This is a genomic window from Pantoea sp. App145 (genome assembly GCF_047947045.1).
Classification (GTDB): domain Bacteria; phylum Pseudomonadota; class Gammaproteobacteria; order Enterobacterales; family Enterobacteriaceae; genus Pantoea.
Genome location: NZ_CP133290.1, coordinates 238,703 through 263,208 on the forward strand (window position 1 = coordinate 238,703; position 24,506 = coordinate 263,208).

Consider the following 24,506-nt stretch of genomic DNA (forward strand, 5'->3'; position numbering starts at 1 on the left):
AGGAGCGAACCGATGGCGGCCACACCGATTCTGGAAATGCGGGAAATTACCCGGCGCTTTGGCAGTTTCTACGCGCTGAAAGGGGTGGATCTGACAGTCTGGCCCGGCGAGGTGCATGCGCTGATGGGAGAAAACGGCGCGGGCAAAAGCACGCTGATGAAAATTCTGGCCGGGGCATACACCGCCAGCAGTGGAGAAATCCTGATTGATGGTCAACCCTATGTCATCAAAGGACCGAAAGACGCGCTGGCGGCAGGCATCACCCTGATTTATCAGGAGATCAATCTGGCCCCCAATCTGACGGTGGCGGAAAACATCTTTCTCGGTAGCGAAATCACCCGCGTGGGTCTGGTTAAGCGTCGCCAGATGGCGGAAGAGGCGCAGCAGGTGATCGATCGCCTTGGTGCGCAGTTCAGCGCCACCGATCTGGTCAGCCGTCTCAGCATTGCCGAGCAGCAGCAGGTGGAGATCGCCCGCGCGCTGCATCGCAACAGCCGCATCCTGGTGATGGATGAACCCACCGCTGCGCTCTCCAACCGTGAAACCGAGCAGCTGTTTGCCTTGATCAAACGTCTGCGTAGTGCGGGGATGGCGATCATCTATATCAGCCACCGCATGGCGGAGGTGTATGAACTCTCCGACCGCGTCAGCGTGCTGCGTGATGGTCAGTACGTCGGCAGTCTGACGCGTGATCAACTCAACGCCAGCGAACTGGTGCGTATGATGGTCGGGCGTCCGCTCAGTGATCTGTTCAACAAAGATCGCACCATTCCTTTCGGTGAAATTCGCCTTGCAGTTAACCACCTGACAGACGGCAAAAAGGTCCATCCCAGCAGCCTGGCGGTGCGCGCCGGAGAGATTGTCGGGCTGGCGGGCCTGGTGGGGGCCGGGCGCAGCGAACTGGCGCAGCTGATTTTTGGTGTACACAAATCGAGTGGCGGCGAGGTCTGGATTGACGGCGAGAAGGTCAAAATCCACTCCCCGCGTGAAGCTATCGCCCACGGCATTGGCTTTCTCACCGAGAACCGTAAAGAGCAGGGGTTGTTTCTCGAACTGGCCGCTCAGGAAAACATTGTGATGGCGACGCTGGAACGTGACGCCAGCTATGGCCTGCTCAATCGCCGCAAAGGCCAGAAGATCGCCAGCGAGGCGATCCAGACCCTCAACATTCGTGTGCCCCATGCTCAGGTGCGCGCCGGTGGCCTGTCCGGCGGCAATCAGCAGAAGCTGCTGGTGTCGCGTTGGGTGGCGATTGCCCCACGCATCCTGATCCTCGATGAACCCACGCGTGGCGTGGATGTCGGTGCCAAAAGTGAAATCTACCGCATGATGAGCCAGCTGGCGCAGCAGGGTGTGGCGATTCTGATGATCTCCAGTGAACTGCCGGAAGTGGTGGGGATGAGCGACCGGGTATACGTGATGCGCGAAGGCACCATTGCCGGTGAACTGAGCGGTGAAGAGATTAGCCAGGAAAACATTATGACACTGGCCACCGGCGCACAGCCGGTCGAGCCTTGAGGAGACGCGGATGACCAGTGAAACCACCCGTATGAAAAACCCGACGCTGAAACGCGCGCTGATGGCGGATCTGTTGCAGACCGTCGGCATCCTGCCAATTTTGATTCTGATCGTCGCGGTGTTTGGTTTTGTTGCACCCAACTTTTTTACCGAAGCCAACCTGCTGAACATCACCCGGCAGGCATCAATCAACATCGTGCTGGCGGCAGGCATGACCTTTGTCATCCTTACCGGCGGCATTGATTTGTCGGTTGGTTCGATGCTCGGCACCACGGCGGTGGTGGCGATGGTGGTTTCGCTCGACCCGGCGTTTGCCAGCCTGACCATCCCGGCGGCGCTGGGGGCGGGCCTGATCATGGGGCTGTTCAACGGCCTGCTGGTGGCCTGGGCCGGACTGCCGCCGTTTATCGTCACCCTAGGCACCTACACCGCCTTGCGGGGCGCGGCTTATCTGCTGGCGGACGGCACCACGGTGATTAACTCCGACATTAACTTTGAGTGGATAGGCAATGGCTATATTGGGCCGATTCCGTGGCTGATTGTCATTGCCTTTGCGGTGATTGCCTTGTGCTGGTTCATTCTGCGCCGTACCACGCTTGGGGTTCATATCTACGCGGTGGGCGGCAATATGCAGGCGGCACGTCTCACCGGTATCAAAGTCGGGGCGGTACTGGCGTTCGTCTATGCCGTCAGTGGCCTGCTGTCCGGGCTGGGCGGGTTGATGAGCGCCTCGCGGCTATACAGCGCCAACGGCAACCTCGGGGTGGGCTACGAGCTGGACGCGATTGCTGCGGTGATCCTTGGCGGCACCAGCTTTGTAGGCGGTATCGGCACTATCACCGGCACGCTGATTGGTGCGTTGATTATCGCCACGCTGAACAACGGCATGACGCTGATGGGGGTGTCGTACTTTTGGCAGCTGGTGATTAAGGGGGGGGTGATCATTATCGCTGTGTTGATCGACAAGTACCGTACCCGGCATCACGTGGGTTGAAAGAGAAAAACACGCGCGATAAATCGCGCCGCTACGGGATGGCGCACGATTTTGTAGCGGCGCGATTTATCGCGCAATGCAATACCAACAAAAAAAGCAGGAGAACATCGACTATGCGTTTTAATCCGATTATCACCGGACTGCTGGCGGCCACGCTTCTCAGCGCACCGCTGGTCCAGGCCAAAGAGTTAAAAGCCATTGGTGTCACCGTCGGCGACCTCGCCAACCCGTTCTTCGTGCAGATCACCAAAGGGGCGGCACTGGAAGCACGTAAGCTGGCAGGAGATGACGTGAAAGTGACGCTGGTCTCCAGCGGTTACGATCTCGGCCAGCAGGTGGCGCAAATCGACAACTTTATCGCCGCCAAAGTGGACATGATCATCCTCAATGCCGCTGACTCGAAAGGGATCGCGCCTGCCGTTAAACGCGCCCGTGATGCCGGGATCGTGGTGGTGGCGGTGGACGTGGCCGCCGAAGGTGCCGATGCCACCATCACCTCCGATAACACCGCAGCAGGGGCAATGGCCTGTAAATACATCTCTGACCGCCTGAAAGATAAAGGCAACGTGGTGATCATTAACGGACCGCCGGTTTCAGCGGTGCAGAACCGCGTGGAAGGCTGCATGAACGAGTTCAAAACCCACCCGGATATCAAGATCCTGTCCTCCAACCAGAACGCCAAAGGCAGCCGTGAAGGTGGTCTGGAGGTGATGACCGGCCTGCTGTCGGCTAACCCGAAAATTGATGCGGTGTTCGCCATTAACGATCCTACCGCCATCGGCGCGGATTTAGCGGCTAAACAGGCGCAGCGCCACGAATTCTTTATTGTTGGCGTCGATGGCAGCCCGGACGGTGAAGAGGCGCTGAAACGCAAAGGTTCGCTGTTTGTCGCCACCCCGGCGCAGGACCCGCAGGTGATGGCGGCAAAAGCGGTGGAGATCGGTTATGACATCCTGCAAGGCAAACCTGCGCCGGATAAGCCAGTGCTGATCCCGGTGTCGATGATCGACCGCAACAATGTCAGCAGCTACAAAGGCTGGACGGTGAAATAACCGACGCGGGCGGTGCGCCATGGGCCGCCCCCACTTTCCACTGACCGGAGACGCAGTGATGCAACGTTCGGAAGTGAATACCATTCTGCAACTCACCCGTGAATTCTTTATGCGCCAGGATGTCCATCTGCCCAGCTGGGCCGATTACGGCCTGAGCCAGTGGCGTGCGCTGGATAAGCCAGCGGCCGACGAGCTGCTGGCGCTGCACCTCGGCTGGGATGTTACCAGCTTTGGCGCGCAGGATTTCTTTCAGACCGGTTTAACCCTGTTCACCCTGCGTAACGGTTCGCGCGGCGGCAAGCCGTGGGCGAAACCCTACGCGGAAAAGATCATGCACGTGCGGGAAGGGCAGGTGACGCCGATGCACTACCACCCGCAAAAGATGGAAGACATTATCAATCGTGGCGGCGGCAACCTGATTGTGACGCTGCACAATCGTGATGGCGACCGGCTGGCCAACACACCGGTGAACGTCACCCTCGATGGCATCCGTCAGACCCATGCTGCTGGATCACAACTGCGCCTGTCGCCGGGGGAGAGCGTCACCCTGGTGCCAGGTATCTGGCACAGCTTCTGGGGCGAAGAGGGTTATGGCGACGTGCTGGTGGGGGAGGTTTCCATGCCGAACGATGACGAGCACGACAACGTCTTTCTCACCCCGCTGGCGCGCTTCAACCCGATTGATGAGGATGAAGACCCGCGCTGGCTGCTGTGTAACGAATATGCCCGCTGGCTGGACTGAAGGAGCAACGATATGGCACTGATCTCACTGGCGCAGGGCCTGGCTCATGCGCAACAAAACGGTTATGCCCTCGGCGCGTTTAACGTGCTCGATACCCACTTTCTGCGTGCCCTGTTCCATGCGGCAGAGCAGCAGCGTTCGCCGTTTATCATCAATATCGCCGAAGTGCATTTTAAGTATGTCAGCCTCGATCATCTGATTGCGGCCATCCGCACAGAGGCGGCATTGCACGATATTCCGGTGGTGCTTAACCTCGATCACGGCCTGCATTTCGAGGCGGTGATGCAGGCGATCCGTCTCGGTTTTACCTCGGTGATGTTTGATGGTTCCACCCTCAGTTATGACGAGAATGTGCGCCAGACCCAGGAAGTGGTGAAGATCTGCCACGCGCTCGGGGTGTCGGTGGAAGCGGAACTCGGCGCGGTCGGCGGGGATGAAGGTGGCGCGTTGTTTGGTGAGGCGGACAGCGATAAATTTACCGATCCCCGACTGGCGGCGGAGTTTGTGCGCAGCACCGGCATTGATTGTCTGGCGGTGGCGATTGGTAATGCGCATGGTAAATACAAAGGCGAACCGAAACTCGATTTCGACCGGCTGGCGGCGATCCGCGATGCGGCGCGCGTGCCGCTGGTGCTGCACGGCGGTTCCGGCATCAGCGATGCGGATTTCCGTCACGCCATCAGCCTGGGTATTCATAAAATCAATTTCTACACCGGCATGTCTCAGGCGGCGCTGGGGGCGATTGAGAGCCAGATTGCCCAGCGTGAAGCGCGCTACGATGCCTTTGCCGAACTGCTGATGGCAGTGGAGCGCGATATCGCCAACGTGGTGGCGCAGCAGATGCGGGTATTTGGCAGCGCCGGGAGAGTCTGAGATGGTGGCACGCAGCGGCATCTTAGCGGCAGGCAGCATGCTGGTGGATCATGTGCAGCGTATCAGCCACTGGCCGGAGCAGGGCTGGCTGGCCGAAATCCACCACAGCGAAAAGTGTAGCGGTGGTGCGGTGCCGAATGTGTTATTCACCCTGGCACGTATGCAGATCAACCTGCCGCTGGCGGCTGTCGGGACGATCGGTGAGGACAGCGACGGCGACTACCTGGTGCAACTGCTGGACCAGCATCATGTTGAACGACGTTTTGTCCAGCGTATCCGCAGCGTGAATACCGCCATGACCCAGGTGATGACCACGCCCGATGGGCAGCGCACTTTCTTCCATGCGCGGGGAGCCAATGCGCAGCTCGATCTGGCGCAGTTTGCCACGGTGAATACCGATCATCGCATCTTCCATCTGGGGTATCTGCTGCTGCTGGATGCCCTCGATGTGCCGGATACAACCTGGGGCACGCGCAGCGCACAGTTGCTGGCGCAGATGCAGCAGCGCGGTTATCTGACCTCACTCGATCTGGTGTCGCGTGCCGGGGAGTATCAGGCATTGGTGGTGCCCGCGTTACGCTGGCTCGACTATCTGGTGATTAACGAACTGGAAGCGCAATCGCTCACCGGCATCAGCCTGCGCAGTACACAGGGACTGGCAGCACCCGCCAGCTTTGCTGCCGCTGCCCGCTGGCTGGCGCAGCAGGGGGTGCGTCAGCGCGTGGTGATCCATGCCCCCGAGGGCGCATGGGGATTGCAGGTCGGTGGTGAAGGGCACTGGCAACCGGCGTGGCAGTTACAGCCGGAGGAGATTGTTGGCAGCGTCGGCGCAGGGGATGCCTTCTGTGCCGGGGTACTGTATGCCAGCCACCAGGGCTGGCCGATGACCGACACCCTAAAGCTGGCGCATACCTGCGCCTGTTTCAATTTGCATGCGGCCAATGCGCTGGACGGCACCCGCCCTTTGAGTGAGATGCAGCGCTGGATGGGTCAGGCGATTTGCGTGACCGGCGCTACCGACGCCGGGCGCATCACATCGGCGGAAAAAACATAACCGAGGCCGCGGATGGTGCGGATCAGGCTGGGTTGGTGCGGATTCATTTCAATCTTGCGCCGCAGCCGCATGATCAACACATCAATGGTGCGATCAAATACATCCAGGGTTTCGCTGTGGGTGAGTTCCAGCAATTGATCGCGCGTCAGCACTTTGCGTGCATGGCACACCAGCGCGCGCAGCAGCGCATACTCGCCCTGGGTGAGCGGCACACTTTCGCGCTGGGGGTTGAACAACTGGCAACGTGCTTCATCCAGCCGCCAGCCATTAAATTGCCAGCCGTCATCCTGAAGGTTGTCTGGTTGCGCCAGCCGTCCGCAACGGCGTAATGCGGCACGGGCGCGTGCCACCACCACGCGGGGATTGAAGGGTTTGGCAATATAATCGTCCGCGCCCATTTCCAGCCCGACCACCATATCCGCTTCCGATCCCATGCCGGTCAGCATGATCACCAGCAGTTCGGGCCGTTGTCGTTGCATCTGCTGCAACACCAGCAGGCCGTTGGTGTCCGGCAGCATCATATCCAGCATGACCAGCGAAATTTCCGGATGCGCCGCCAGTAAGGTCAGCGCGTCTTTGCCCTGGTGGCAGCTATAAACGGTAAAAACATGTTCACTCAACACATCATGCAGCAGTTCGCAGACGGCACGATCGTCATCCACTACCAGAATTGCGGGCTTCATTACGGGCCTCTTTTGTTATGGAAGAGTTAACGGAGAGTGTATACCGACCGCTTTTGCCTGCTGCATCAGGCAACAGAAACGTGAGCGACATCGCCTGACAGAATGCGAAAGCGTGCGTTACCGCAATCTTTTTTCATGCCCCCATTGACGTGTGGGAAAACGATTGCGCGGACATGGTGCAATGCACCATAATCGCGCCTCGTTCTGGTTCAGAATAGTCTTAGCCGGTGCTGTGATTGAGAAGGTAAACGATTGCGTCCCGGCATGGCATAGCAATTGCTATGAGGACTGAGGGGAAAGGAGTTTGTATACAAGGCGGATCGATGGCAGAGCATGCAGCCCCGTCTGCTTTTTCCCGAAACAATAACGCGCATGCACACCCCATTGGCAAGAGAACGCACGTCAGTGACGTCTCCCCATCACGAGAGATGATGATGTTAGAAAAACTATTCAAGCTAAAAGCGCACAACACAACGGTCCGCACCGAAGTTATTGCGGGCATAACCACCTTCCTGGCAATGGCCTATATCCTGTTCGTTAACCCAAGCATCCTCGGTGCCACTGGCATGGATAAGGGTGCGGTCTTTGTGGCGACCTGTCTGGCGGCGGCGATTGGCTGCGTCCTGATGGGCCTGATTGCCAACTACCCGATTGCGTTGGCACCGGGTATGGGCCTCAACGCCTTCTTTACTTACACAGTGGTACTGCATATGGGCTACACCTGGCAAATCGCGCTGGGTGCGGTATTCCTCTCTGCCTGTATCTTCTTTGCCTTGTCGGTGTTCAAAATTCGTGAATGGATTATTGCCAGCATCCCGTTGCCATTGCGCGCCGGGATTGCGGCGGGTATCGGCCTGTTCCTGGCGCTGATTGCGCTGGAAGGGGCGGGTATCGTGGTAGATAACCCGGCGACGCTGGTGGGTCTGGGTGATCTGACCAAGCCGGGTCCACTGCTGGCACTGCTGGGCTTTGTCATCATCGTGGTGCTGGAAGCGCGTCGCGTAACCGGTGCTGTGCTGATCGGTATTCTGATCGTCACCTTCCTGTCGATGGGCATTGGCCTGACGCCGTTTGGTGGCGTGTTCTCTGCGCCGCCGTCAATCGCCCCGACTTTCCTGCATCTGGATATCGCGGGTGCCTTTAACGTCGGCCTGGTGAGCGTGATTTTTGCCTTCCTGTTTGTGGACGTGTTCGACAACACCGGTACGTTGCTGGGTGTGACGAAGCGTGCCGGTCTGGCGGATGAGCAGGGTAACGTGCCGAAAATGGGCCGTGCGCTGATTGCCGACAGTGCGGCAGCATTGTTTGGTTCACTGCTGGGTACCTCAACCACCACCAGTTATGTGGAATCGGCAGCGGGCGTCAGCGCCGGTGGTCGTACCGGTCTGACGGCGATTGTGGTTGCCATTCTGTTCCTGCTCAGCCTGTTCTTCTCGCCGCTGGCGGGTAGCGTGCCGGTATTCGCAACGGCTCCGGCGCTGCTGTTTGTCGCCGTGCTGATGGCATCCGGCCTGGCGGAGATTGACTGGAAAGACATCACCACCGCAGCACCAGTCACCGTGACTGCGCTGACCATGCCGCTGACTTACTCCATCGCCAACGGTATTGCGTTTGGTTTTATTACCTGGACGGTAGTGAAGCTGTTGAGCGGGCGTACTAAAGAGGTAAATGCGGCGCTGATTATTATGTCGATCCTGTTTGTGATTAAACTGGGTTGGCTGAGTGCGTAATCGCTGCAGAGTGATTGCGTTCGCCACGGGCTAAGGTAGTTTCAGCTCGCTGGTGGGCGACCGGACAAAGGGCGGCATGTGCAATGGCCGCCCTTTGCATTTCCTGTGACCGGCCCCGAATTCCGTGCTAATGAGCCTTGTTGCTGTGCCTTTTAACGGCGCGCGATAAATCGCGCCGCTACGGTTATGTCCATCTCTCTGAATTGATTAGCAAAAACCGCAGCGCATTTGTAGCGGCGCGATTTATCGCGCAGTCGCCCTTTAAGATTCAATATTCTTTTCTGGTGGTGGTTTTTTTTGTTTTTTCTTGCCACCTGGGTACCGACTGGGCCATATTTCGTCGGGAGTCAGGCCTAATGCATGCGCAATAATTTTTTCTCCTCGTGGCCAGGGTTTTCGCAGGGCATTATTTAATGTTCCAGCAGCAAGGCCATTTTCCCTTGAAAGTGCAGCGAGAGACTTCTTCTTTTTTCTAACAGCAGCAAGAATATCCTCTATATGCCAGTCTTTAAGATTCATTTTCCCTTTTCGCTCCACTGCCTATTCATCCGTTAAATTGAGTATCTCTACGTCATGTGATGATTTATATATGGAGTGATAAATGATGTAAATCAGAAGCAAAAAAACACCTATGAAAATTCATAGGTTTAGGCAGTTATGATGAGATGAGGTTGATAAAATAAATTAAAGAACAATGTGATAGGGCATAAACTCATGCAATCCATTTTGATAACAGAAAAAAACAAGTTGGTCCCGCGTATCGACTCTGAACTTTTCCTTAATATTCATCAAATGAAAATCGTGCGATGAAGTTGATATTCCTGCCAGTTCGGATATCTTTCGGCGTGAAAAACCTTTCAGAAGATAAAATAATACTCTCGACTCAACAATTGTCAGGTTGAATCCGGAATAGTCGCAAACTCTCATGCTGGAAGCAGTACCTGCAAGGTTGCCAAATTCAACTGAGCCATTGAAAATCAGTGCTGTTGCGATCGTGCCTGATGGTTTTCCGCTTTTGGAGTAGATGACTTTTTTACTGGTAAATAGGCAGGTTTTTACAACACCACTTAGCGGTTCAATAACGTTATATTCTAAACCCGAAAGAATGTCTTTTTCGTGATTTATGTAAATATCTTTATTTTCTGCCCATGGCATATGTTCATCATTCAGGCCTATGAGGGATTCTGGCGTGTAACCTGAATAACTACTGAATACTGAGTTTGATGCGATAAATTCATGATTTGAGTTTTTTACCAACATAATGCCAGTATTCCAGTGAATAATAGGGTGATCACAAAACCACTCAAAAAATAACTCTTCGGCTTGAGGTTTCTGAAAAATAACCCTACTATCATTAGTAGTCATATTGAATGTTCTCGCGCTTATATCATTTTATTGGAAGGATATTGCTGTCATGCCTTGCATGTGTGCAATTAACAAGGACGATCATTGTCATGAAAAACAAAGAAAAAAAGCTCAAAACATTTCATTTGCCACAACAAAAAGGCAAGCTGCCCGACTACTGGATTGCTATTTGTGAAGGTGAGGTAGAAGGCGCAGAAACAGAGCAGGAAGCGATAAAAAGGATCCTGAATAAAAGGAAGGATTTACACTGAAGGGTGTAAATGTCATCTTATTTACTGACTCTGAATAGCTGGCCTTTCCTCATATAATAAAAAATAAAGAGTATTAATTTTGCTGTCTTGTCGGCGCAATTTTAAGATCGCGCACACATACTGATTGCGGTAGTTCGTATGAAAATATGATGCTGTCAATAACATTTTTGGCAGAAATGACACCGCCTATGCTTTCTTTCCATTCGATATAATCATTTTTCACGAAGTCGTCGCTAATATGGCTGATAAGCTCTGTTTCGGCGGCTCCTGGGGAAATGGTGATCACTCTGACGTTGTCCGGGGCAACCTCCCAGCGAACGCTGTCGGACAAACCGTGCACGGCGAACTTAGTTGCACAATATGCAGCATGGTATTGATAGGTCTTTTGACCCGCCAGGGAGGAGATATTGATTATTGTTCCTGTTTTCCGTTCGCGCATTGAGGGCAAGACCGCCTGCATACCATGAATGACGCCTTTAATATTGGTATCAATCATTCGGTTCCATTCGTCATGATTCTGATACTCTAATTCGCCCAACAACATCACTCCCGCATTGTTTATGATGCAATCTACGTCGCCAAACTTCTCTTCAGCCTTACGAATAGCATTAAAAACCTGTTCACGACAGGTAACATCGACTTCAAAACACAGGGAGTTTGCAAGATTCATTGCACGTAACTTATCGATACGACGAGCCAGGAGAGCAAGACAATATCCCCTGTTGCTCAGTGCCCTGGCAACTTCAGCGCCAAATCCGGAACTGGCTCCCGTTATCACTACCAGTTTATTTTTCATAGAAAATTGCCCCATTCTGCATAATATTTCTTAGCAACATCGGGATGAGAGCGCAGCCTTCCCTTCATATAATTCAGACCCACATCTCTGAGTAGCGGGTTGTTTGGGTCAGTTTCGATAAATGAGGAGTCTGAGGTTAATTCTGCGGGCAATCTGAATACCGGTACGACAGAATCGAGACTGGCACCTAAGAAATAGGCCACTGAAATTCTGTCATTCTCTCCTGCCGGGGCCAGAACCTTATGAACGGTTGCTTTGAGGTATCCGTTAGTGGCTAACTCCAGTAGCTCGCCCAGATTAACCACAAAGGTATTATCAATTGGGGAAACATCAACCCACTTATTATCGGTAGTCTTAACTTGTAAGCCTTTATTTTCGTCCTGAAGAATTAACGTCAAAAGACCAGAATCTTTATGAGCCCCCACACCCTGAGTCTCGGTTATTTTTTTACAACGTGGATATCTGATGAGTTTGATATGTTCGTTCGGTGTGTCACCGTATATTTTGTCAAAGGAATTTTCTGGCAACCCCAGACCTGATGCAAGGCTTCTGAGTAATCTCAGAGAGATGTTGGTTAATATATTGTTGTAGAAAAGAAGGGTATTCTTCAACTCAGGCAAGGATGCAGGCCATTGATTAAAACCATGCAAGCCCATCCAGATAGGATCCTTATCCGTTAAGTTATAGGGCTTCCGTTCTGCCCCGATATCAAATTGTTCTCGCCAGTCTGCTTTACCGTTGGTTAATTCATTACCGGCTCGGTTATATCCTCTGAAATGAGGGGAATTAATCATTGAAACCGAGAGTTTTTCTTCTTCAGATAATAAAAAAAACTTTCGGGTTTGTTCACGAACTTCAGTCAGGAATGATGCTGCGACGCCATGATCGCTAAGATAGAAAAAACCAACATCGTGGGCTGCTTCGTTCAATAAGCCAATAAATTTATCTTTGTCATTCCGATCCCCATCTAACAAAGATAATTTTAATACAGGTATAGCTGCCATTATCTCTCCCTCCATCATGAGTACATTCAACTGGCAAAACTTTACGGTACCGTACCATAACACAAAAAACTATACTAAAGTTTAGTTTAAGTGATGTGAGCTTTATCGCATGTTGAAGTCATGATCGGAGGATTGCACCGCCCACAAAGGAGCGGTGACATTAATTACCTGAACGGCGGTTCATTAAAGGTACGCAATTTGCGTGAATGCAACTTATCCCCCTCGGCGCGCAGCAGCTCGACCGCACAAATCCCAATTTGCAAATGCTCGGAAATCGCCCCTTCATAGAAGCGATTTGCCTGACCAGGCAGTTTGATTTCACCGTGTAACGGCTTATCCGAAACGCACAACAGCGTGCCATAAGGCACCCGGAAACGATAACCCTGGGCGGCGATGGTGGCGCTTTCCATATCCACCGCCACCGCACGGCTGAGATTAAAGCGCAGCGCAGAAGCGGAATAACGCAGTTCCCAGTTGCGGTCATCTGTCGTCACCACCGTTCCGGTACGCAGGCGTTGTTTGACCTCTTCACCGGGCATGCCGCTCACTGCTTTGGTGGCGTCGTAGAGCGCGCGTTGCACCTCGGCGATGCTCGGAATCGGAATATCCGGCGGCAGTACGCTGTCCAGCACATGATCGTCACGCAGGTAAGCATGCGCCAGCACGTAATCGCCAATGGTCTGGCTTTCACGCAGGCCGCCGCAGTGCCCTATCATCAGCCAGGCATGTGGGCGCACCACCGCCAGATGATCACAGATGGTTTTGGCATTGGAAGGACCCACGCCAATGTTGACCAGAGTAATGCCACGGCGATTGGGTGAGGTCAGGTGCCAGGCCGGCATCTGATGTTTCTTCCACGCCAGATCCGACATCATCGCTTCCGGGTCCTGGGTATCTTTGGTGATCACCACATCACCGGCGCAGGCGAGGCTGTCGTAGGAGGTGTTGGGATCCTGCACCTGTTCAATTGCCCAGCGGACAAACTCATCAACGTAACGCGTGTAATTGGTAAACAGCACAAACGGCTGGAAGTGCTCCACGGCGGTGCCGGTGTAATGGCGCAGACGCGCCAGCGAGAAGTCGGTACGCAGTGCATCAAAGTGTGACAGCGGGAGCTGCGCGTCAGCATGGAACAAACCATCGGCGGTTTCATCACCAATCTGCGACAGTTCGGTGGTGGGGAAATGGCGTGCAATGCTGGCGCTCATCGAGCGGTCCAGAGACAAATCGGAACCGTCAATCACATAAGGGTAAGGAATTTCCTGCTGCGAGGGTCCGACTTCAATCACCACCTCGTACTCTTTCTCAATCATCAGCAATTGCTCACTGAGATAGTGACGCAATAACGCCGGGCGCGTGATGGTGGTGCTGTAGCTGCCAGTGTGGGTAAAACGGCCCCAGGCCCGGGTACGATTACGTTGCGGACCCTCGCCAGCCCAGGTAATACGCAGCTCCGGATAGACAAATAACCCCTGCTGGCGCGCTGCCTCATCCGGCAAACGTCCGTTTTCAGTAAAGTCGCGAATCGCGTTGCGTAACGCCTCTACCGCGTTGGCGTATAACCGCTCAAGTTCATCCAGCGCCTGCTGGCTGCTGATGCCGTTCCGTTGTGTATTCATAAGTTCTCCCGCATCAATTTTGGGCCGATTTGGCTATAGCATAGCGGGTAAACCCCTCAGCACCATGAAGAATCTGTGATCAACCGCATTCTGCACCAACAGAGTGCTGGTGCGTCTTAAAACGCTGGCTATGGTTAAGATCAGCAGACGCGTTCCCTCCCGCTTTGGCGCGATGCCGGTGCAAAAACTTGTCACCAATGCTTACCTTTGGCGAGCTTTTTGCTTGATTGTTAACCGTGGCCCTGCTGGTCACAGACTGCACATCGTTAAGTTTCAGAAATTGATTTCTCCCAGGCCGTGGTATGGCTCCGTTCCTGACCCGTTGAGGATTGAAAGCATGTCTTTGAAATTCATAAAATTACCATTGAAGGTTGTGATTGCAGGTTGCCTGAGCGCGGCGTTTTATGCCCAGGCAGATATTAAGATTGGGGTGGCCGGTCCGTTCTCAGGCCCCAACGCCACTTACGGCGCACAGTACTGGAAGGGTGCGACTCAGGCAGCCGATGACATCAATGCGGCCGGAGGGGTGAATGGTGAAAAAATTGTGCTGGTGCAGGGGGATGACGCCTGCGAACCGAAACAGGCCGTCGCCGTTGCCAACCGCCTGGTAGACCAGGACAAGGTACTGGCCGTGGTGGGGCACTTCTGCTCCTCTTCCACCATGCCCGCTTCCGAAGTGTATGACGATGCTGGCGTGCTGGCGATTACCCCCGGCTCGACTAACCCGCAAATCACCGAACGCGGCATGAAAACCATGTTCCGTATGTGTGGCCGCGACGATCAGCAGGGGGCGATTGCCGCTAACTACATCATCGATAAGCTGAAAGCCAAACGCGTGGCGGTGATCCACGACAAAGACACCTACGGCCAGGGGCTGGCCGATGCCACCAAGGCTGCGCTGGAAAAGCGCGGAGTCAACGAGGTGTTGTATGAAGGTCTGTCGCGTGGCGAGAAAGATTTTAACGCGCTGGTGACCAAAATCGCCTCAGTCAAACCGGATGTGGTGTACTTCGGTGGCTGCCACCCGGAAGCCGGTCCGCTGGTACGTCAGATGCGTGAGCAGGGTGTGACGGCGGCCTTCTTCTCCGGTGACTGTATCGTGACTGAAGATATGGTAACCGCAGCGGGCGGCCCGCAATACACCAAAGGCGTTTATATGACATTTGGTCAGGATCCGCGTCAGATTCCTGACGGCAAAGCGGTGATCGCCAAATTCCGCGCCGGTGGTTTTGAGCCGGAAGGCTATACCCTGTATGCCTACGCTTCAGTGCAGGCGCTGGCCGCCGCTTACAAAGCCGCAGGTAAAGATAACGCCAAAGCCAGTGAGTGGCTGAAGGCCAATAGCGTTGATACCGTGATGGGCAAAAAAGCCTGGGACGGCAAAGGCGATCTGAAAGTCTCGGATTATGTGGTGTATCAGTGGGACGATAAAGGCAAATATCACCAGCTGTAAGCTGACACGCGGCCCCGCGTGTTGCGGGGCCATTCGCGATTGGGCGCGAAGTTTGCGCTCCCTTTAAGCACGGGACTTGCATATGGAAGCCTTCTTTCTCCAGCAGCTGGTGAACGGCCTGACACTGGGCGCGGTTTACGGGCTGATTGCCATTGGCTACACCATGGTTTACGGCATCATCGGCATGATCAACTTCGCCCACGGCGAGGTGTATATGGTCTCTGCCTATCTTTGTGCCATCGGGCTGGGGCTGCTCAGCTTTTTTGGCATTCACTCCTTCCCACTGCTGATTTTCGGCACCCTGATCTTCACCATTGTGGTGACGGCGGTCTACGGCTGGACTATCGAGCGCATCGCCTATCGTCCGTTACGTAACTCCACCCGTCTCGCACCGCTGATTTCTGCCATTGGTATGTCACTGATTTTGCAAAACTACGTGCAGATAAGTCAGGGTCCGAACCAGCAGGGCATTCCCACCCTGATGTCCGGTGTATTGCGCATGGAAGTGGGCGATGGCGTGGTGCAAATCACCTGGACCAAAGTGTTTATCCTGATTGCCGCGTTGTGCGGCATGGCGTTGCTTACCTGGATTATCCAATACACGCGGCTGGGACGGATTTGCCGTGCGGTGCAGCAGGACCGGCGCATGGCCGCCATTCTTGGTATCAACACCGACCGGGTGATTTCGCTGGTGTTTATGATTGGCGCGGCGATGGCGGGCCTGGCCGGGGTGCTGGTCACCCTGAACTACGGCACCTTTGATTTCTATATTGGCTTCGTCATCGGCATCAAAGCCTTTACTGCGGCGGTGCTGGGTGGCATTGGTTCGTTGCCGGGGGCGATGCTTGGCGGCCTGTTGCTTGGCGTGGCTGAAGCGCAGTTCGCCGGGCTGGTGAACTCCGATTACAAAGATGTTTTTTCTTTTGCCCTGCTGGTGGTGATTTTAATCTTCCGGCCACAGGGGCTATTGGGACGACCGCTGGTTGCCAAAGTATGAGGACGCCAAAATGAGTGCAATGACGCAACGAATTGATCTGCGCCAGTCGCTGCTGGATTGTCTGATGGCCGGGTTGGTGGCGCTGGTGGTGTTTGGCCCGATTGTCGGTGTGGTGCTGGATGGCTACAGTTTTCATCTTTCGCCGCAGCGTGTTGCTGTGCTGGTGGCGGTAGTGATGGTGGGCCGTCTGCTGTTTAGCTTGTTTCAGCAATCCGCTGCCGGGCAGCGCTTCGCGCGTAAATTCGAAGGCAATGATGATGGCGTGTACGTGCGCGAACCGGGCCATCGTTCACGCCTGCGCTGGATCCTGCCCTTGCTGCTGGTGGTGGCGCTGGCGTTTCCGTTCCTTTCGAGTAAATACCTGCTGACGGTGGCGATTCTCGGACTGATTTACGTCTTGCTTGGTCTTGGGCTGAATATTGTGGTGGGTCTCGCGGGGCTGCTTGACCTCGGTTATGTGGCGTTTTACGCCATCGGTGCCTACGGGCTGGCCCTCGGTTATGAGTATCTCGGCCTCGGATTCTGGAGCATGTTGCCGCTCGCGGCGCTGATGGCCGCCTTTGCTGGTGCGCTATTGGGTTTCCCGGTGCTGCGGATGCACGGCGATTATCTGGCGATCGTCACCCTTGGCTTTGGCGAAATCATCCGTCTGGTGCTGAATAACTGGCTGACATTTACCGGCGGCCCCAACGGGGTGTCGGTGCCGTCACCCACCTTTCTCGGGCTGGAATTTGGTCGCCGTGCACGCGAGGGCGGGGTGCCGTATAACGAGTTTTTCCACCTCGACTACAACCCGAACATGAAGTTTATCTTTATCTACGTGGTGCTGGTTCTGGTGGTGCTGCTGGTGTTGTTTATCAAACATCGCCTGACGCGCATGCCGATTGGCCGCGCCTGGGAAGCGCTGCGCGAAGATGAGATCGCCTGCCGGGCGATGGGGCTGAATCACGTATTGGTCAAGTTGTCGGCGTTTATGCTGGGCGCGTCAACTGCCGGTATCGCTGGAGTGTTCTTTGCCAGCTATCAGGGTTTCGTCAATCCGACCTCGTTTACCTTTTTCGAATCGGCACTGATCCTCGCCATTGTGGTACTGGGCGGGATGGGTTCGACGCTGGGTGTGGTACTGGCGGCGTTTGTGCTGACCGTTGCTCCCGAGCTGCTGCGCAGCTTCGCCGAGTACCGGGTGCTGCTGTTTGGCGTGCTGATGGTGCTGATGATGATCTGGCGGCCACGCGGGCTGGTGCGAACCGCACGCGTAGGCGTGCCGCTGCGTAAAGGAGTACGCCATGAGTGATGCTATTTTGCAGGTGGATAACCTGATGATGCGCTTTGGCGGCATTAAGGCGCTTAATGACGTCAGCCTGGCCGTTGAACGTGGTTCGGTGACGGCGCTGATTGGTCCCAACGGCGCGGGAAAAACCACGGTATTTAACTGTTTAACCGGCTTTTACCGGGCGACAGGTGGGCGCATCACCCTGAATGCCAGGCAGCGCTCTACCGACGTGATTCAGGTACTGGGGCAGAAAATTCACCCTGCTGACTGGCTGCATCCGGCGCGGCTCGGTTCGCGCGTCTGGTACAAAATGTTTGGCGGTGCGCATCTGGTGAACCGTGCCGGTCTGGCGCGCACCTTCCAGAATATCCGCCTGTTTCGTGAGATGTCGGTGATTGAGAACCTGCTGGTGGCGCAGCATATGCAGGTTAACCGCCAGCTGCTGGCGGGCATTCTGAATACCCGCGGCTATCGTGAGGCGGAAAATCGCGCGCTGGATCGGGCGTTTTATTGGCTGGAAAATGTGGACCTGGTCGGCAGCGCCAACCGACTGGCGGGCACCTTGTCTTACGGCCAGCAGCGACGGCTGGAGATTGCCCGCGCGATGTGCACGCGACCGGAGCTGATCTGCCTCGATGAACCGGCTGCCGGACTCAACCCGGTGGAAACCGAGGCGTTAAGCCAGATTCTGCATCGTCTGCGCGCTGACCATCGCATCAGCGTGTTGTTAATCGAACACGATATGCCGATGGTGATGCGCATCTCTGACCATATCGTGGTGCTGGATCACGGGGATGTGATTGCCCAGGGCACCCCGCAGCAAATCCGTCATGACCCGAAAGTGATTGCCGCCTATCTCGGCGCGGAAGAGGAGAGTGATCATGGCTGAACCGATGCTGAGTTTTGAAGGGGTGGATGTGTTTTACGGTCCGGTACAGGCTCTGAAACAGGTTTCCCTGACGGTGAACGAAGGGGAAACTGTGGCGCTGATTGGGGCCAACGGGGCGGGCAAATCCACGCTGCTGATGTCGATCTTCAGCCAGCCGCGTATCGCTGCCGGGGAGATTCGCTTTCGCGGCGAAGCCATCAGCCACAAATCGACCCATGCGATTGCCGCCAGCGGCATTGCCCAGTCCCCGGAGGGGCGGCGAATTTTCCCCGATATGACGGTGGAGGAAAATTTGCTGATGGGTACCATCTCGCTTGGCGATCGTCATGTGCGCGAGGATAAGGACCGTATGTATCAGTTGTTTCCGCGCCTGCTGGAACGGCGTAAGCAACGTGCGATGACGCTGTCCGGTGGCGAACAGCAAATGCTGGCGATAGCGCGTGCGCTGATGAGTCGGCCAACGCTGCTGCTGCTGGATGAACCAAGCCTCGGTCTCGCACCGCTGGTGGTGAAACAGATCTTCAGCATCCTGCGTGAACTGACACAACAGGGCATGACGCTGTTTCTGGTGGAGCAGAATGCCCGCCATGCGCTGCAACTGGCCGATCGGGGCTATGTCATGGTCAACGGTGAAATTCTGCTGCGCGGCAGCGGCGAGGAATTGCTGCATAACGAGGATGTACGCAGTGCTTATCTGGGCGGTGCGGTCGATCCTGCGGCCCCGGGAACAAAAAGTTTGTAATAATGATTAAATGTTGACGGGAAACACTTTGCATAATTGTTAGCGGCCTATCATCATTATTCTTCTTGTCCAAAGTGATTTGGTATTCCCTTGCAAAATCCTGGCGTAGCAGTGATGCGGGCGATCAGAAAAACGGCGTGGTACCCAAAACGCCGTTCTTATCGCACGCTGTTGTGGCGTGAAATTACGCCTCTGGCCGTGCCCATCTTTATCGAAAACCTCTGCGTGATGCTGATGGGCGTCCTCAGTACCTTCCTGGTCAGCTGGCTGGGTAAAGAAGCGATGGCGGGCGTAGGCCTGGCCGACAGCTTCAATATGGTGATCATCTCATTCTTTGCAGCCATCGATCTCGGCACCACGGTGGTGGTGGCGTTCAGCCTTGCCAAACGTAATGGCAAACGCGCGCGCGCGGCCACCCGTCAGTCGCTGGGATTGATGACGGTACTGGCATTTTTGCTGGTGATCGCCATTGAGATCTGGGGTCACCTGATCATCGATGTGATTGCCGGGAGCGCCGAGCCCCAGGTGAAGGAGCTGGCGCTCAGCTACCTGCAAACTTCTGCGTGGAGTTATCCGGCAGCGGCGATTGCGCTGATCGGTAGCGGTGCTTTGCGCGGGGCGGGCAACACCAAAATCCCGATGCTGATCAACGGCGGGATGAACATCCTCAATATCATCATCAGTACCGTGCTGATCTATGGCTGTTTTGGCTGGCATGGCCTGGGTTTTATCGGGGCCGGTCTCGGGCTTACCATCTCACGCTATATCGGCGCAATAGCGGCGATTTACGTGCTGTATCTGGGTATCAACCCGGCGCTAAAGATCTCCATCCAGAGTTACTTTCGGCGCTGGAATTACGGCATCCTGATGGAAGTGCTGAGCATTGGTGTGCCCGCCAGTATCGAATCGGTGTTGTTTAACGGCGGTAAGCTGCTGACGCAGATTTTTGTCGCCGGGATGGGCACCAACGAAATCGCCGGTAACTTTATCGCCTTCTCGATTGCTACCCTGATTAACCTGCCCGGTAACGCATTAGGCTCGGCCTCGACCATTATCACCGGCAAGCGACTCGGGCGTAATCAGGTGATGCAGGCCGAACGCCAGATCAAGCATGTGTTCTGGCTGGCGATGATTGGCCTGTGTAGCCTGGCGGCGATCACCGTGCCGCTGGCCGGATTGCTGGCGAAGTTCTATACCCGCGATCCGGAAGTGATCACGGTGACCAAACACCTGATCTGGCTGAATGCCGCTTTTATGCCGATCTGGACCGCCTCCTGGGTGCTGCCCGCCGGGTTGAAAGGCGCTCGCGATGCCCGTTACACCATGTACGTTTCGATGTTCAGCATGTGGGGCGCCCGCGTGGTAGCCGGTTATCTGCTTGGTATTGTGCTGGGTATGGGGGTGATTGGTGTGTGGCTCGGCATGTTCCTCGACTGGACAGTGCGCGGCATTTGCTTCTGGTGGCGTCTGACCAGCGGCACATGGCTGAATAATTATCGGCGAATGCTGGCGAAAACCGGGGGGTAAGTTCCCTTTAACGATGCGCGATAAATCGCGCCGCTACGGTATGAGCAATGAATTGTAGCGGCGCGATTTATCGCGCGGATAAGTCAAATGCGAAATAAGTAAAAACTATTATTTCCCCGCCGCTAATCTGTGCCATTTTCCCTGCTTAACTAAAAATTAAATTCATCTGCTGGTCAATTCCGTTAATTAACCGCTGGCTTCGATACCGAAAAACTATTTTTCAGTGCAACCAGGAGCGTCAATATGGAAAACCCTGACAACATCGCCCCGTTATTTTCTGTGCGCCAGCTTTCTGTGGCGTTACCTGCCGGCATGGACCGCCGTTTTGCGGTGGAAAACCTCAGTTTTGATCTCTGGCCCGGGGAAATTCTTTGCATCATTGGCGAATCCGGCTCGGGTAAATCCGTCACCGCCCATGCGGCGATGGGGTTGTTGCCGAAGGCGCTGCGCGTGCAGGGCGGAGAGATTCTGTTGCGCGGTAACAACCTGTTGCAGCACAGCGCCGATCAGCTGCGTCAGTTGCAGGGCAAGACAATCGCCATCATCTTTCAGGACCCGTTGTCGGCGCTCAATCCGCTGATGACCATTGGTGAGCAGATCGCCGAGGTGATGCTGGCGCACAACGTCGGCACCCCCGCGTCACGCCAGCAAAAAGTACTGGCGCTGCTGGAAGAAGTCGGGTTGCCGGAACCGGAAAAAATCCAGCATCAGCACCCGTTTCGCCTGTCTGGCGGGCAGCGTCAGCGCGTGATGATTGCCATGGCGCTGGCGCTCGACCCCGATATTCTGATTGCCGATGAACCCACCACTGCGCTGGACGTCACCACCCAGGCGCAAATCCTGCGGCTTATCCGTGGCCTGCAACAGCGCAAGGCGATGAGCGTGATGTTTATCACCCACGATTTTGGTGTGGTGGAGGAGATCGCTGACCGGGTCATCGTGATGGAAAAAGGCCATATGGTGGAGTCTGGCCCGGCACAGCAGGTGTTAAATGCGCCCCGACATCCCTACTCGCAGAAGTTGATTGCTGCCGTGCCACGTATGCATGCCGGTGACAAAGATGTGCGTGACACGCCAACGGTATTGCAGGTCAATAACCTGGTGAAAACCTACCGCAGTGACGGTGGCTGGCTGAGCCGCAGCCGTGAGGTGAAGGCGTTAAACAACGTCAGCTTCAGCCTGAACAAGGGAGAAACGCTGGGCATTGTCGGCGAGTCGGGTTCCGGCAAATCCTCGCTGGGCCGGGTGTTGCTGAAGTTGCTGGCGGCGGATAGCGGGGAAATCCTGTTTGACGGGCGCGATATCCTGCCGATGAAAGAAGCGGATTTTCGTCCGCTGCGGCGTTATATCCAGATGATTTTCCAGGACCCCTTTGCTTCACTTAACCCGCGCCACACCATCGGCACCATCCTCTCGGCCGGTCCGCTGGCGCTGGGCGGCATGACGCCGCAGGAAGTGGAGCGCAAAGCCAAACAGCTGCTGCAACGGGTGGGCCTGGATGCCAGTGCCTGGCAGCGTTTCCCGCATGAGTTTTCCGGTGGTCAGCGCCAGCGCATTGGCATCGCGCGCGCGTTAATGTTCGACCCGGTGCTGCTGGTGGCGGATGAATCGGTCTCCGCACTGGACGTGTCGATTCAGGCCCAGGTACTGGAATTGCTGCGTAGCATTCAGCAGCAAACCCAGGTGGCGATGATTTTTATCACCCACGATCTGCGTGTCGCCAGCCAGATTTGTGACCGTATCGCGGTGCTGTTTAAAGGAGAAATTGTCGAGCAGGGCACGCCGCAGGCGGTGTTTCGCCAGCCGCAGCATCGTTATACGCAACAACTGGTTAGCGCCATTCCTGGCCATGCGGAAGAACGGGTGGTGTCTTAAGTTAAATTGGAAAAAGCTATGACAAAAGTCGTTGTCATTGTCCACTATCTCGCCAATACTTGATTAAAGTTTTGACTGCCTTAATCCCTTCTTCTGAGACGTTTTTTTTCAGTAATGTGGAGCGCAGAATGATAAAACCAGCTGTTCCGCAACAAGCCGTTGACGTGGATTTGGGACCGCTTGGCAATATGCTGAGTTTTTACATTCGTAGCATCAACATCGCCGTGTCGCGTGACCTTGACCAGCAACTGGCTGGACTCGAAGTGGCGCGCGGCACCGGCAAAATCAGTACGCTGCTGGTGGTGGATCGCCACCCCGGTATCCGGCCTTCGGTGATTGCCGATGTGATCCAGCGTGACCGTTCGGCCATGGCACGTCTGCTGGAGCAGATGGAGCAACAACAGTTGCTGACGCGCGAGGCCGACCACAGCGATAACCGTTCACAGGCGCTGTTTCTTACCGATCACGGTAAGGCTCTGGCGCAGCGCGTGCGCGAACTGACGCAACAGCAGGAAGATCGTTTTTTTCAGCGGTTGACGGCCAGAGAAAAACACACCGTCATCCGTTTATTAAAAAAAGTCTTACAGCCGTAATGCATGAATAAAAGCTGCATATTTCTGTGGGTGAGAAATTAATTTCACCTGCACGGCGAACTGTTGTCGAAATATCTCTGATGGCGTCTGATGGCAGACTGAAATAATGATGACAAAACTGCGGGAATTATTATGCCTGGTCCGTTTGTTGTGCCGGTTCACGGCGATGTGACATTGCCGGAGAAAGTCGATGTGGTGGTGATTGGCGGCGGCATTATTGGTTGCGCCACCGCGCTGGAAATTGCCGAACAGGGCGTCAGCGTCGCGTTATGTGAAAAAGGCGGCATTGGTCAGGAGCAATCCAGCCGTAACTGGGGCTGGGTGCGGCTGGCGCGTCGCGACCCGCGTGAAGTCCCTCTGATGGCCGAATCACTGCGTATCTGGCAGCAACTGGATCAGCGGGTGCAGGCGGACACCGGTTATCAGCGTGCTGGCATCACCTTTAACTGCGCCACTGACCAGGAATTCAGCGAGCTGCAAAGCTGGTCGCGGCATATGGCAGGCACCGGCTTTCGTGCTGAAATGCTGGATCGCGACGGGGTAGAGAAACTGTTCCCCGGCCACAAAATTCAGGGCGTGGGTGCGCTCTATACCCCGGATGATGGGCGTGCTGAACCGCAGAAAGCGGCTCCGGCGATTGCCGAGGCGGCACGCCGCCACGGTGCGCATATTCTGACGGAATGCGCGGTGCGCGGTATCGAAACCAGCGGTGGGCGTATTTCTGGCGTGATGACGGAACGCGGTGCGATTGCCTGCCAGAGCGTGGTGCTGGCCGGAGGTGCCTGGTCAGGCCTGATGGCGCAGCGCTTTGGTCTGCGCCTGCCACAGCTCAAGGTGCTGAACAGCGTGGTACGCACCGAGCCGCTGGCGGGAGGGCCGGAAGCGGCGTTCTGGGCGCGCGATTTTGCTATTCGTAAACGTCAGGATGGCGGTTACACCATCGCCTCCGGGCATGAAAGCGAAGTGGATTTCGTGCCCGACACTTTTCGTTTTGCCCGCAATTTCCTGCCAGCACTGCGCCATGAATGGGGATCATTACGTCTGCGTCTCACCGGGCGATTTTATGACGAGTGGCGTATGCCACGTCATTGGCATCTGGATGAACCCAGCCCGTTTGAATATTGCCGCGTACTCGATCTGCCGCCGTCGAGAAAACTCACTGACAAGGTACTGGAGCAGCTGAAACAGCAACTGCCTGCACTGGCCGGGCTGAAAGTCGCGCAGCGCTGGGCAGGCTGCATTGATGTGCTGCCGGATGCCATCCCGGTAATTTCCCATATCGAGCGTTATCCCGGCCTGGTAATGGCCACCGGTTTTTCCGGCCATGGCTTTGGTATCGGACCCGGAGCCGGGCGCCTCACCGCTGACCTGGTGCTCAACCGCACCCCGGTAGTGGACCCCAACGCTTTCCGTTTCTCCCGTTTCACAGATGGTTCAAAGATCGAAATTATGACCGGCTACTAACTCTTATTGCCG

The 24,506-nt window shown here is 55.4% G+C and carries 23 protein-coding genes; 17 read left to right on the forward strand and 6 right to left on the reverse strand.

Features of this window, described 5'->3' with window-relative positions; translation table 11 throughout:
* The first annotated feature begins 12 nt into the window (after window positions 1-12).
* From RCF31_RS01030 to RCF31_RS01055, 6 genes are all read left to right on the forward strand, one after another.
* Complete coding sequence (locus tag RCF31_RS01030; RefSeq protein ID WP_299449520.1) at window positions 13-1,518, forward strand: sugar ABC transporter ATP-binding protein; 1,506 nt, start codon at window positions 13-15, stop codon at window positions 1,516-1,518.
* A gap of 10 nt (window positions 1,519-1,528) precedes the next feature.
* Window positions 1,529-2,512 (forward strand): ABC transporter permease subunit, encoded by a 984-nt coding sequence (locus tag RCF31_RS01035; RefSeq protein ID WP_084875734.1) that lies wholly within the window; start codon window positions 1,529-1,531, stop codon window positions 2,510-2,512.
* Between the two features lie 113 nt (window positions 2,513-2,625).
* Window positions 2,626-3,564: an ABC transporter substrate-binding protein gene (locus RCF31_RS01040; protein ID WP_084875732.1), complete on the forward strand. Its 939-nt coding sequence runs from the start codon at window positions 2,626-2,628 to the stop codon at window positions 3,562-3,564.
* A gap of 58 nt (window positions 3,565-3,622) precedes the next feature.
* Complete coding sequence (locus tag RCF31_RS01045) at window positions 3,623-4,306, forward strand: D-lyxose/D-mannose family sugar isomerase (RefSeq protein ID WP_299449614.1); 684 nt, start codon at window positions 3,623-3,625, stop codon at window positions 4,304-4,306.
* 12 nt (window positions 4,307-4,318) lie between these two features.
* Window positions 4,319-5,179 (forward strand): ketose 1,6-bisphosphate aldolase, encoded by an 861-nt coding sequence (locus RCF31_RS01050; protein WP_313689292.1) that lies wholly within the window; start codon window positions 4,319-4,321, stop codon window positions 5,177-5,179.
* A gap of 1 nt (window position 5,180) precedes the next feature.
* On the forward strand, window positions 5,181-6,233 hold the full coding sequence (locus RCF31_RS01055) for a carbohydrate kinase family protein (protein ID WP_416412201.1): 1,053 nt from the start codon (window positions 5,181-5,183) through the stop codon (window positions 6,231-6,233).
* Here RCF31_RS01055 and RCF31_RS01060 read toward each other — a convergent pair.
* Window positions 6,170-6,916, reverse strand: a complete 747-nt coding sequence (locus tag RCF31_RS01060) for a response regulator (protein ID WP_416412202.1) — start codon at window positions 6,914-6,916, stop codon at window positions 6,170-6,172. The two genes, RCF31_RS01055 and RCF31_RS01060, sit on opposite strands and share 64 nt — an antisense overlap.
* A gap of 431 nt (window positions 6,917-7,347) precedes the next feature.
* On the opposite strand from RCF31_RS01060, the gene RCF31_RS01065 reads away from it, so the two are divergent.
* Window positions 7,348-8,646: an NCS2 family permease gene (locus tag RCF31_RS01065; RefSeq protein ID WP_217621306.1), complete on the forward strand. Its 1,299-nt coding sequence runs from the start codon at window positions 7,348-7,350 to the stop codon at window positions 8,644-8,646.
* Between the two features lie 261 nt (window positions 8,647-8,907).
* Here RCF31_RS01065 and RCF31_RS01070 read toward each other — a convergent pair whose 3' ends face one another.
* Together RCF31_RS01070 and RCF31_RS01075 are read right to left on the reverse strand one after the other, a co-directional pair.
* Window positions 8,908-9,165 carry a helix-turn-helix domain-containing protein gene (locus RCF31_RS01070; RefSeq protein WP_416412203.1) on the reverse strand — a complete coding sequence of 86 codons (258 nt, stop codon included), beginning with the start codon at window positions 9,163-9,165 and terminating at the stop codon, window positions 8,908-8,910.
* A 165-nt stretch (window positions 9,166-9,330) separates the two neighbouring features.
* Window positions 9,331-10,011 (reverse strand): helix-turn-helix transcriptional regulator, encoded by a 681-nt coding sequence (locus tag RCF31_RS01075; protein ID WP_416412204.1) that lies wholly within the window; start codon window positions 10,009-10,011, stop codon window positions 9,331-9,333.
* An 89-nt stretch (window positions 10,012-10,100) separates the two neighbouring features.
* On the opposite strand from RCF31_RS01075, the gene RCF31_RS01080 reads away from it, so the two are divergent.
* Window positions 10,101-10,262, forward strand: a complete 162-nt coding sequence (locus RCF31_RS01080; RefSeq protein ID WP_416412205.1) for a hypothetical protein — start codon at window positions 10,101-10,103, stop codon at window positions 10,260-10,262.
* A gap of 73 nt (window positions 10,263-10,335) precedes the next feature.
* Here the strand turns inward: RCF31_RS01080 and RCF31_RS01085 are convergent, their stop codons facing one another.
* The 3 genes from RCF31_RS01085 to RCF31_RS01095 form a co-directional block, all read right to left on the reverse strand.
* A complete protein-coding gene (locus RCF31_RS01085; RefSeq protein ID WP_416412206.1) occupies window positions 10,336-11,058 on the reverse strand; it encodes an SDR family oxidoreductase in 723 nt (240 codons plus the stop codon).
* Entirely contained in the window at window positions 11,055-12,062 is a 1,008-nt protein-coding gene (locus tag RCF31_RS01090; RefSeq protein ID WP_416412207.1) for an isopenicillin N synthase family dioxygenase, read from the reverse strand. Before RCF31_RS01090 ends, RCF31_RS01085 begins: the two co-directional genes overlap by 4 nt.
* A 164-nt stretch (window positions 12,063-12,226) precedes the next feature.
* Window positions 12,227-13,681 (reverse strand): AMP nucleosidase, encoded by a 1,455-nt coding sequence (locus RCF31_RS01095; RefSeq protein WP_313683266.1) that lies wholly within the window; start codon window positions 13,679-13,681, stop codon window positions 12,227-12,229.
* Between the two features lie 337 nt (window positions 13,682-14,018).
* Here RCF31_RS01095 and RCF31_RS01100 point away from each other — a divergent pair, with 337 nt between their 5' ends.
* The 9 genes from RCF31_RS01100 to RCF31_RS01140 all read left to right on the forward strand — a co-directional run bounded on the left by RCF31_RS01100 (window position 14,019) and on the right by RCF31_RS01140 (window position 24,494).
* Window positions 14,019-15,134: a branched-chain amino acid ABC transporter substrate-binding protein gene (locus tag RCF31_RS01100; RefSeq protein WP_299449527.1), complete on the forward strand. Its 1,116-nt coding sequence runs from the start codon at window positions 14,019-14,021 to the stop codon at window positions 15,132-15,134.
* Window positions 15,135-15,216: 82 nt separating this feature from the next.
* Complete coding sequence (locus RCF31_RS01105) at window positions 15,217-16,131, forward strand: ABC transporter permease subunit (protein WP_299449528.1); 915 nt, start codon at window positions 15,217-15,219, stop codon at window positions 16,129-16,131.
* A gap of 10 nt (window positions 16,132-16,141) precedes the next feature.
* Window positions 16,142-17,425 (forward strand): high-affinity branched-chain amino acid ABC transporter permease LivM, encoded by a 1,284-nt coding sequence (livM, locus tag RCF31_RS01110; protein ID WP_299449530.1) that lies wholly within the window; start codon window positions 16,142-16,144, stop codon window positions 17,423-17,425.
* Window positions 17,418-18,293 (forward strand): ABC transporter ATP-binding protein, encoded by an 876-nt coding sequence (locus RCF31_RS01115; protein WP_299449531.1) that lies wholly within the window; start codon window positions 17,418-17,420, stop codon window positions 18,291-18,293. The genes livM and RCF31_RS01115 overlap by 8 nt, the downstream gene beginning before the upstream one ends.
* A complete protein-coding gene (locus RCF31_RS01120; RefSeq protein ID WP_299449532.1) occupies window positions 18,286-19,035 on the forward strand; it encodes an ABC transporter ATP-binding protein in 750 nt (249 codons plus the stop codon). The genes RCF31_RS01115 and RCF31_RS01120 overlap by 8 nt, the downstream gene beginning before the upstream one ends.
* Before the next feature lie 114 nt (window positions 19,036-19,149).
* The gene (locus tag RCF31_RS01125; protein WP_416412208.1) at window positions 19,150-20,562 is read left to right on the forward strand and encodes an EmmdR/YeeO family multidrug/toxin efflux MATE transporter; all 1,413 of its coding nucleotides are present in this window, start codon (window positions 19,150-19,152) and stop codon (window positions 20,560-20,562) included.
* A 243-nt stretch (window positions 20,563-20,805) separates the two neighbouring features.
* Window positions 20,806-22,437, forward strand: coding sequence for an ABC transporter ATP-binding protein (locus RCF31_RS01130; RefSeq protein WP_313683272.1), 1,632 nt, complete (start codon window positions 20,806-20,808; stop codon window positions 22,435-22,437).
* 128 nt (window positions 22,438-22,565) lie between these two features.
* On the forward strand, window positions 22,566-23,030 hold the full coding sequence (locus tag RCF31_RS01135) for a MarR family winged helix-turn-helix transcriptional regulator (RefSeq protein WP_299449535.1): 465 nt from the start codon (window positions 22,566-22,568) through the stop codon (window positions 23,028-23,030).
* A gap of 132 nt (window positions 23,031-23,162) precedes the next feature.
* Window positions 23,163-24,494, forward strand: a complete 1,332-nt coding sequence (locus RCF31_RS01140; protein ID WP_299449536.1) for an NAD(P)/FAD-dependent oxidoreductase — start codon at window positions 23,163-23,165, stop codon at window positions 24,492-24,494.
* Window positions 24,495-24,506 lie beyond the last annotated feature (12 nt).

Bases quoted from the DNA above. Each gene is read 5' to 3' on its own strand.
- RCF31_RS01030 (WP_299449520.1), top strand. From the start codon at position 13: ATGGCGGCCACACCGATTCTGGAAATGCGGGAAATTACCCGGCGCTTT.
- RCF31_RS01035 (WP_084875734.1), top strand. From the start codon at position 1,529: ATGACCAGTGAAACCACCCGTATGAAAAACCCGACGCTGAAACGCGCG.
- RCF31_RS01040 (WP_084875732.1), top strand. From the start codon at position 2,626: ATGCGTTTTAATCCGATTATCACCGGACTGCTGGCGGCCACGCTTCTC.
- RCF31_RS01045 (WP_299449614.1), top strand. From the start codon at position 3,623: ATGCAACGTTCGGAAGTGAATACCATTCTGCAACTCACCCGTGAATTC.
- RCF31_RS01050 (WP_313689292.1), top strand. From the start codon at position 4,319: ATGGCACTGATCTCACTGGCGCAGGGCCTGGCTCATGCGCAACAAAAC.
- RCF31_RS01055 (WP_416412201.1), top strand. From the start codon at position 5,181: ATGGTGGCACGCAGCGGCATCTTAGCGGCAGGCAGCATGCTGGTGGAT.
- RCF31_RS01060 (WP_416412202.1), bottom strand. From the start codon at position 6,916: ATGAAGCCCGCAATTCTGGTAGTGGATGACGATCGTGCCGTCTGCGAA.
- RCF31_RS01065 (WP_217621306.1), top strand. From the start codon at position 7,348: ATGATGTTAGAAAAACTATTCAAGCTAAAAGCGCACAACACAACGGTC.
- RCF31_RS01070 (WP_416412203.1), bottom strand. From the start codon at position 9,165: ATGAATCTTAAAGACTGGCATATAGAGGATATTCTTGCTGCTGTTAGA.
- RCF31_RS01075 (WP_416412204.1), bottom strand. From the start codon at position 10,011: ATGACTACTAATGATAGTAGGGTTATTTTTCAGAAACCTCAAGCCGAA.
- RCF31_RS01080 (WP_416412205.1), top strand. From the start codon at position 10,101: ATGAAAAACAAAGAAAAAAAGCTCAAAACATTTCATTTGCCACAACAA.
- RCF31_RS01085 (WP_416412206.1), bottom strand. From the start codon at position 11,058: ATGAAAAATAAACTGGTAGTGATAACGGGAGCCAGTTCCGGATTTGGC.
- RCF31_RS01090 (WP_416412207.1), bottom strand. From the start codon at position 12,062: ATGGCAGCTATACCTGTATTAAAATTATCTTTGTTAGATGGGGATCGG.
- RCF31_RS01095 (WP_313683266.1), bottom strand. From the start codon at position 13,681: ATGAATACACAACGGAACGGCATCAGCAGCCAGCAGGCGCTGGATGAA.
- RCF31_RS01100 (WP_299449527.1), top strand. From the start codon at position 14,019: ATGTCTTTGAAATTCATAAAATTACCATTGAAGGTTGTGATTGCAGGT.
- RCF31_RS01105 (WP_299449528.1), top strand. From the start codon at position 15,217: ATGGAAGCCTTCTTTCTCCAGCAGCTGGTGAACGGCCTGACACTGGGC.
- livM (WP_299449530.1), top strand. From the start codon at position 16,142: ATGAGTGCAATGACGCAACGAATTGATCTGCGCCAGTCGCTGCTGGAT.
- RCF31_RS01115 (WP_299449531.1), top strand. From the start codon at position 17,418: ATGAGTGATGCTATTTTGCAGGTGGATAACCTGATGATGCGCTTTGGC.
- RCF31_RS01120 (WP_299449532.1), top strand. From the start codon at position 18,286: ATGGCTGAACCGATGCTGAGTTTTGAAGGGGTGGATGTGTTTTACGGT.
- RCF31_RS01125 (WP_416412208.1), top strand. From the start codon at position 19,150: ATGCGGGCGATCAGAAAAACGGCGTGGTACCCAAAACGCCGTTCTTAT.
- RCF31_RS01130 (WP_313683272.1), top strand. From the start codon at position 20,806: ATGGAAAACCCTGACAACATCGCCCCGTTATTTTCTGTGCGCCAGCTT.
- RCF31_RS01135 (WP_299449535.1), top strand. From the start codon at position 22,566: ATGATAAAACCAGCTGTTCCGCAACAAGCCGTTGACGTGGATTTGGGA.
- RCF31_RS01140 (WP_299449536.1), top strand. From the start codon at position 23,163: ATGCCTGGTCCGTTTGTTGTGCCGGTTCACGGCGATGTGACATTGCCG.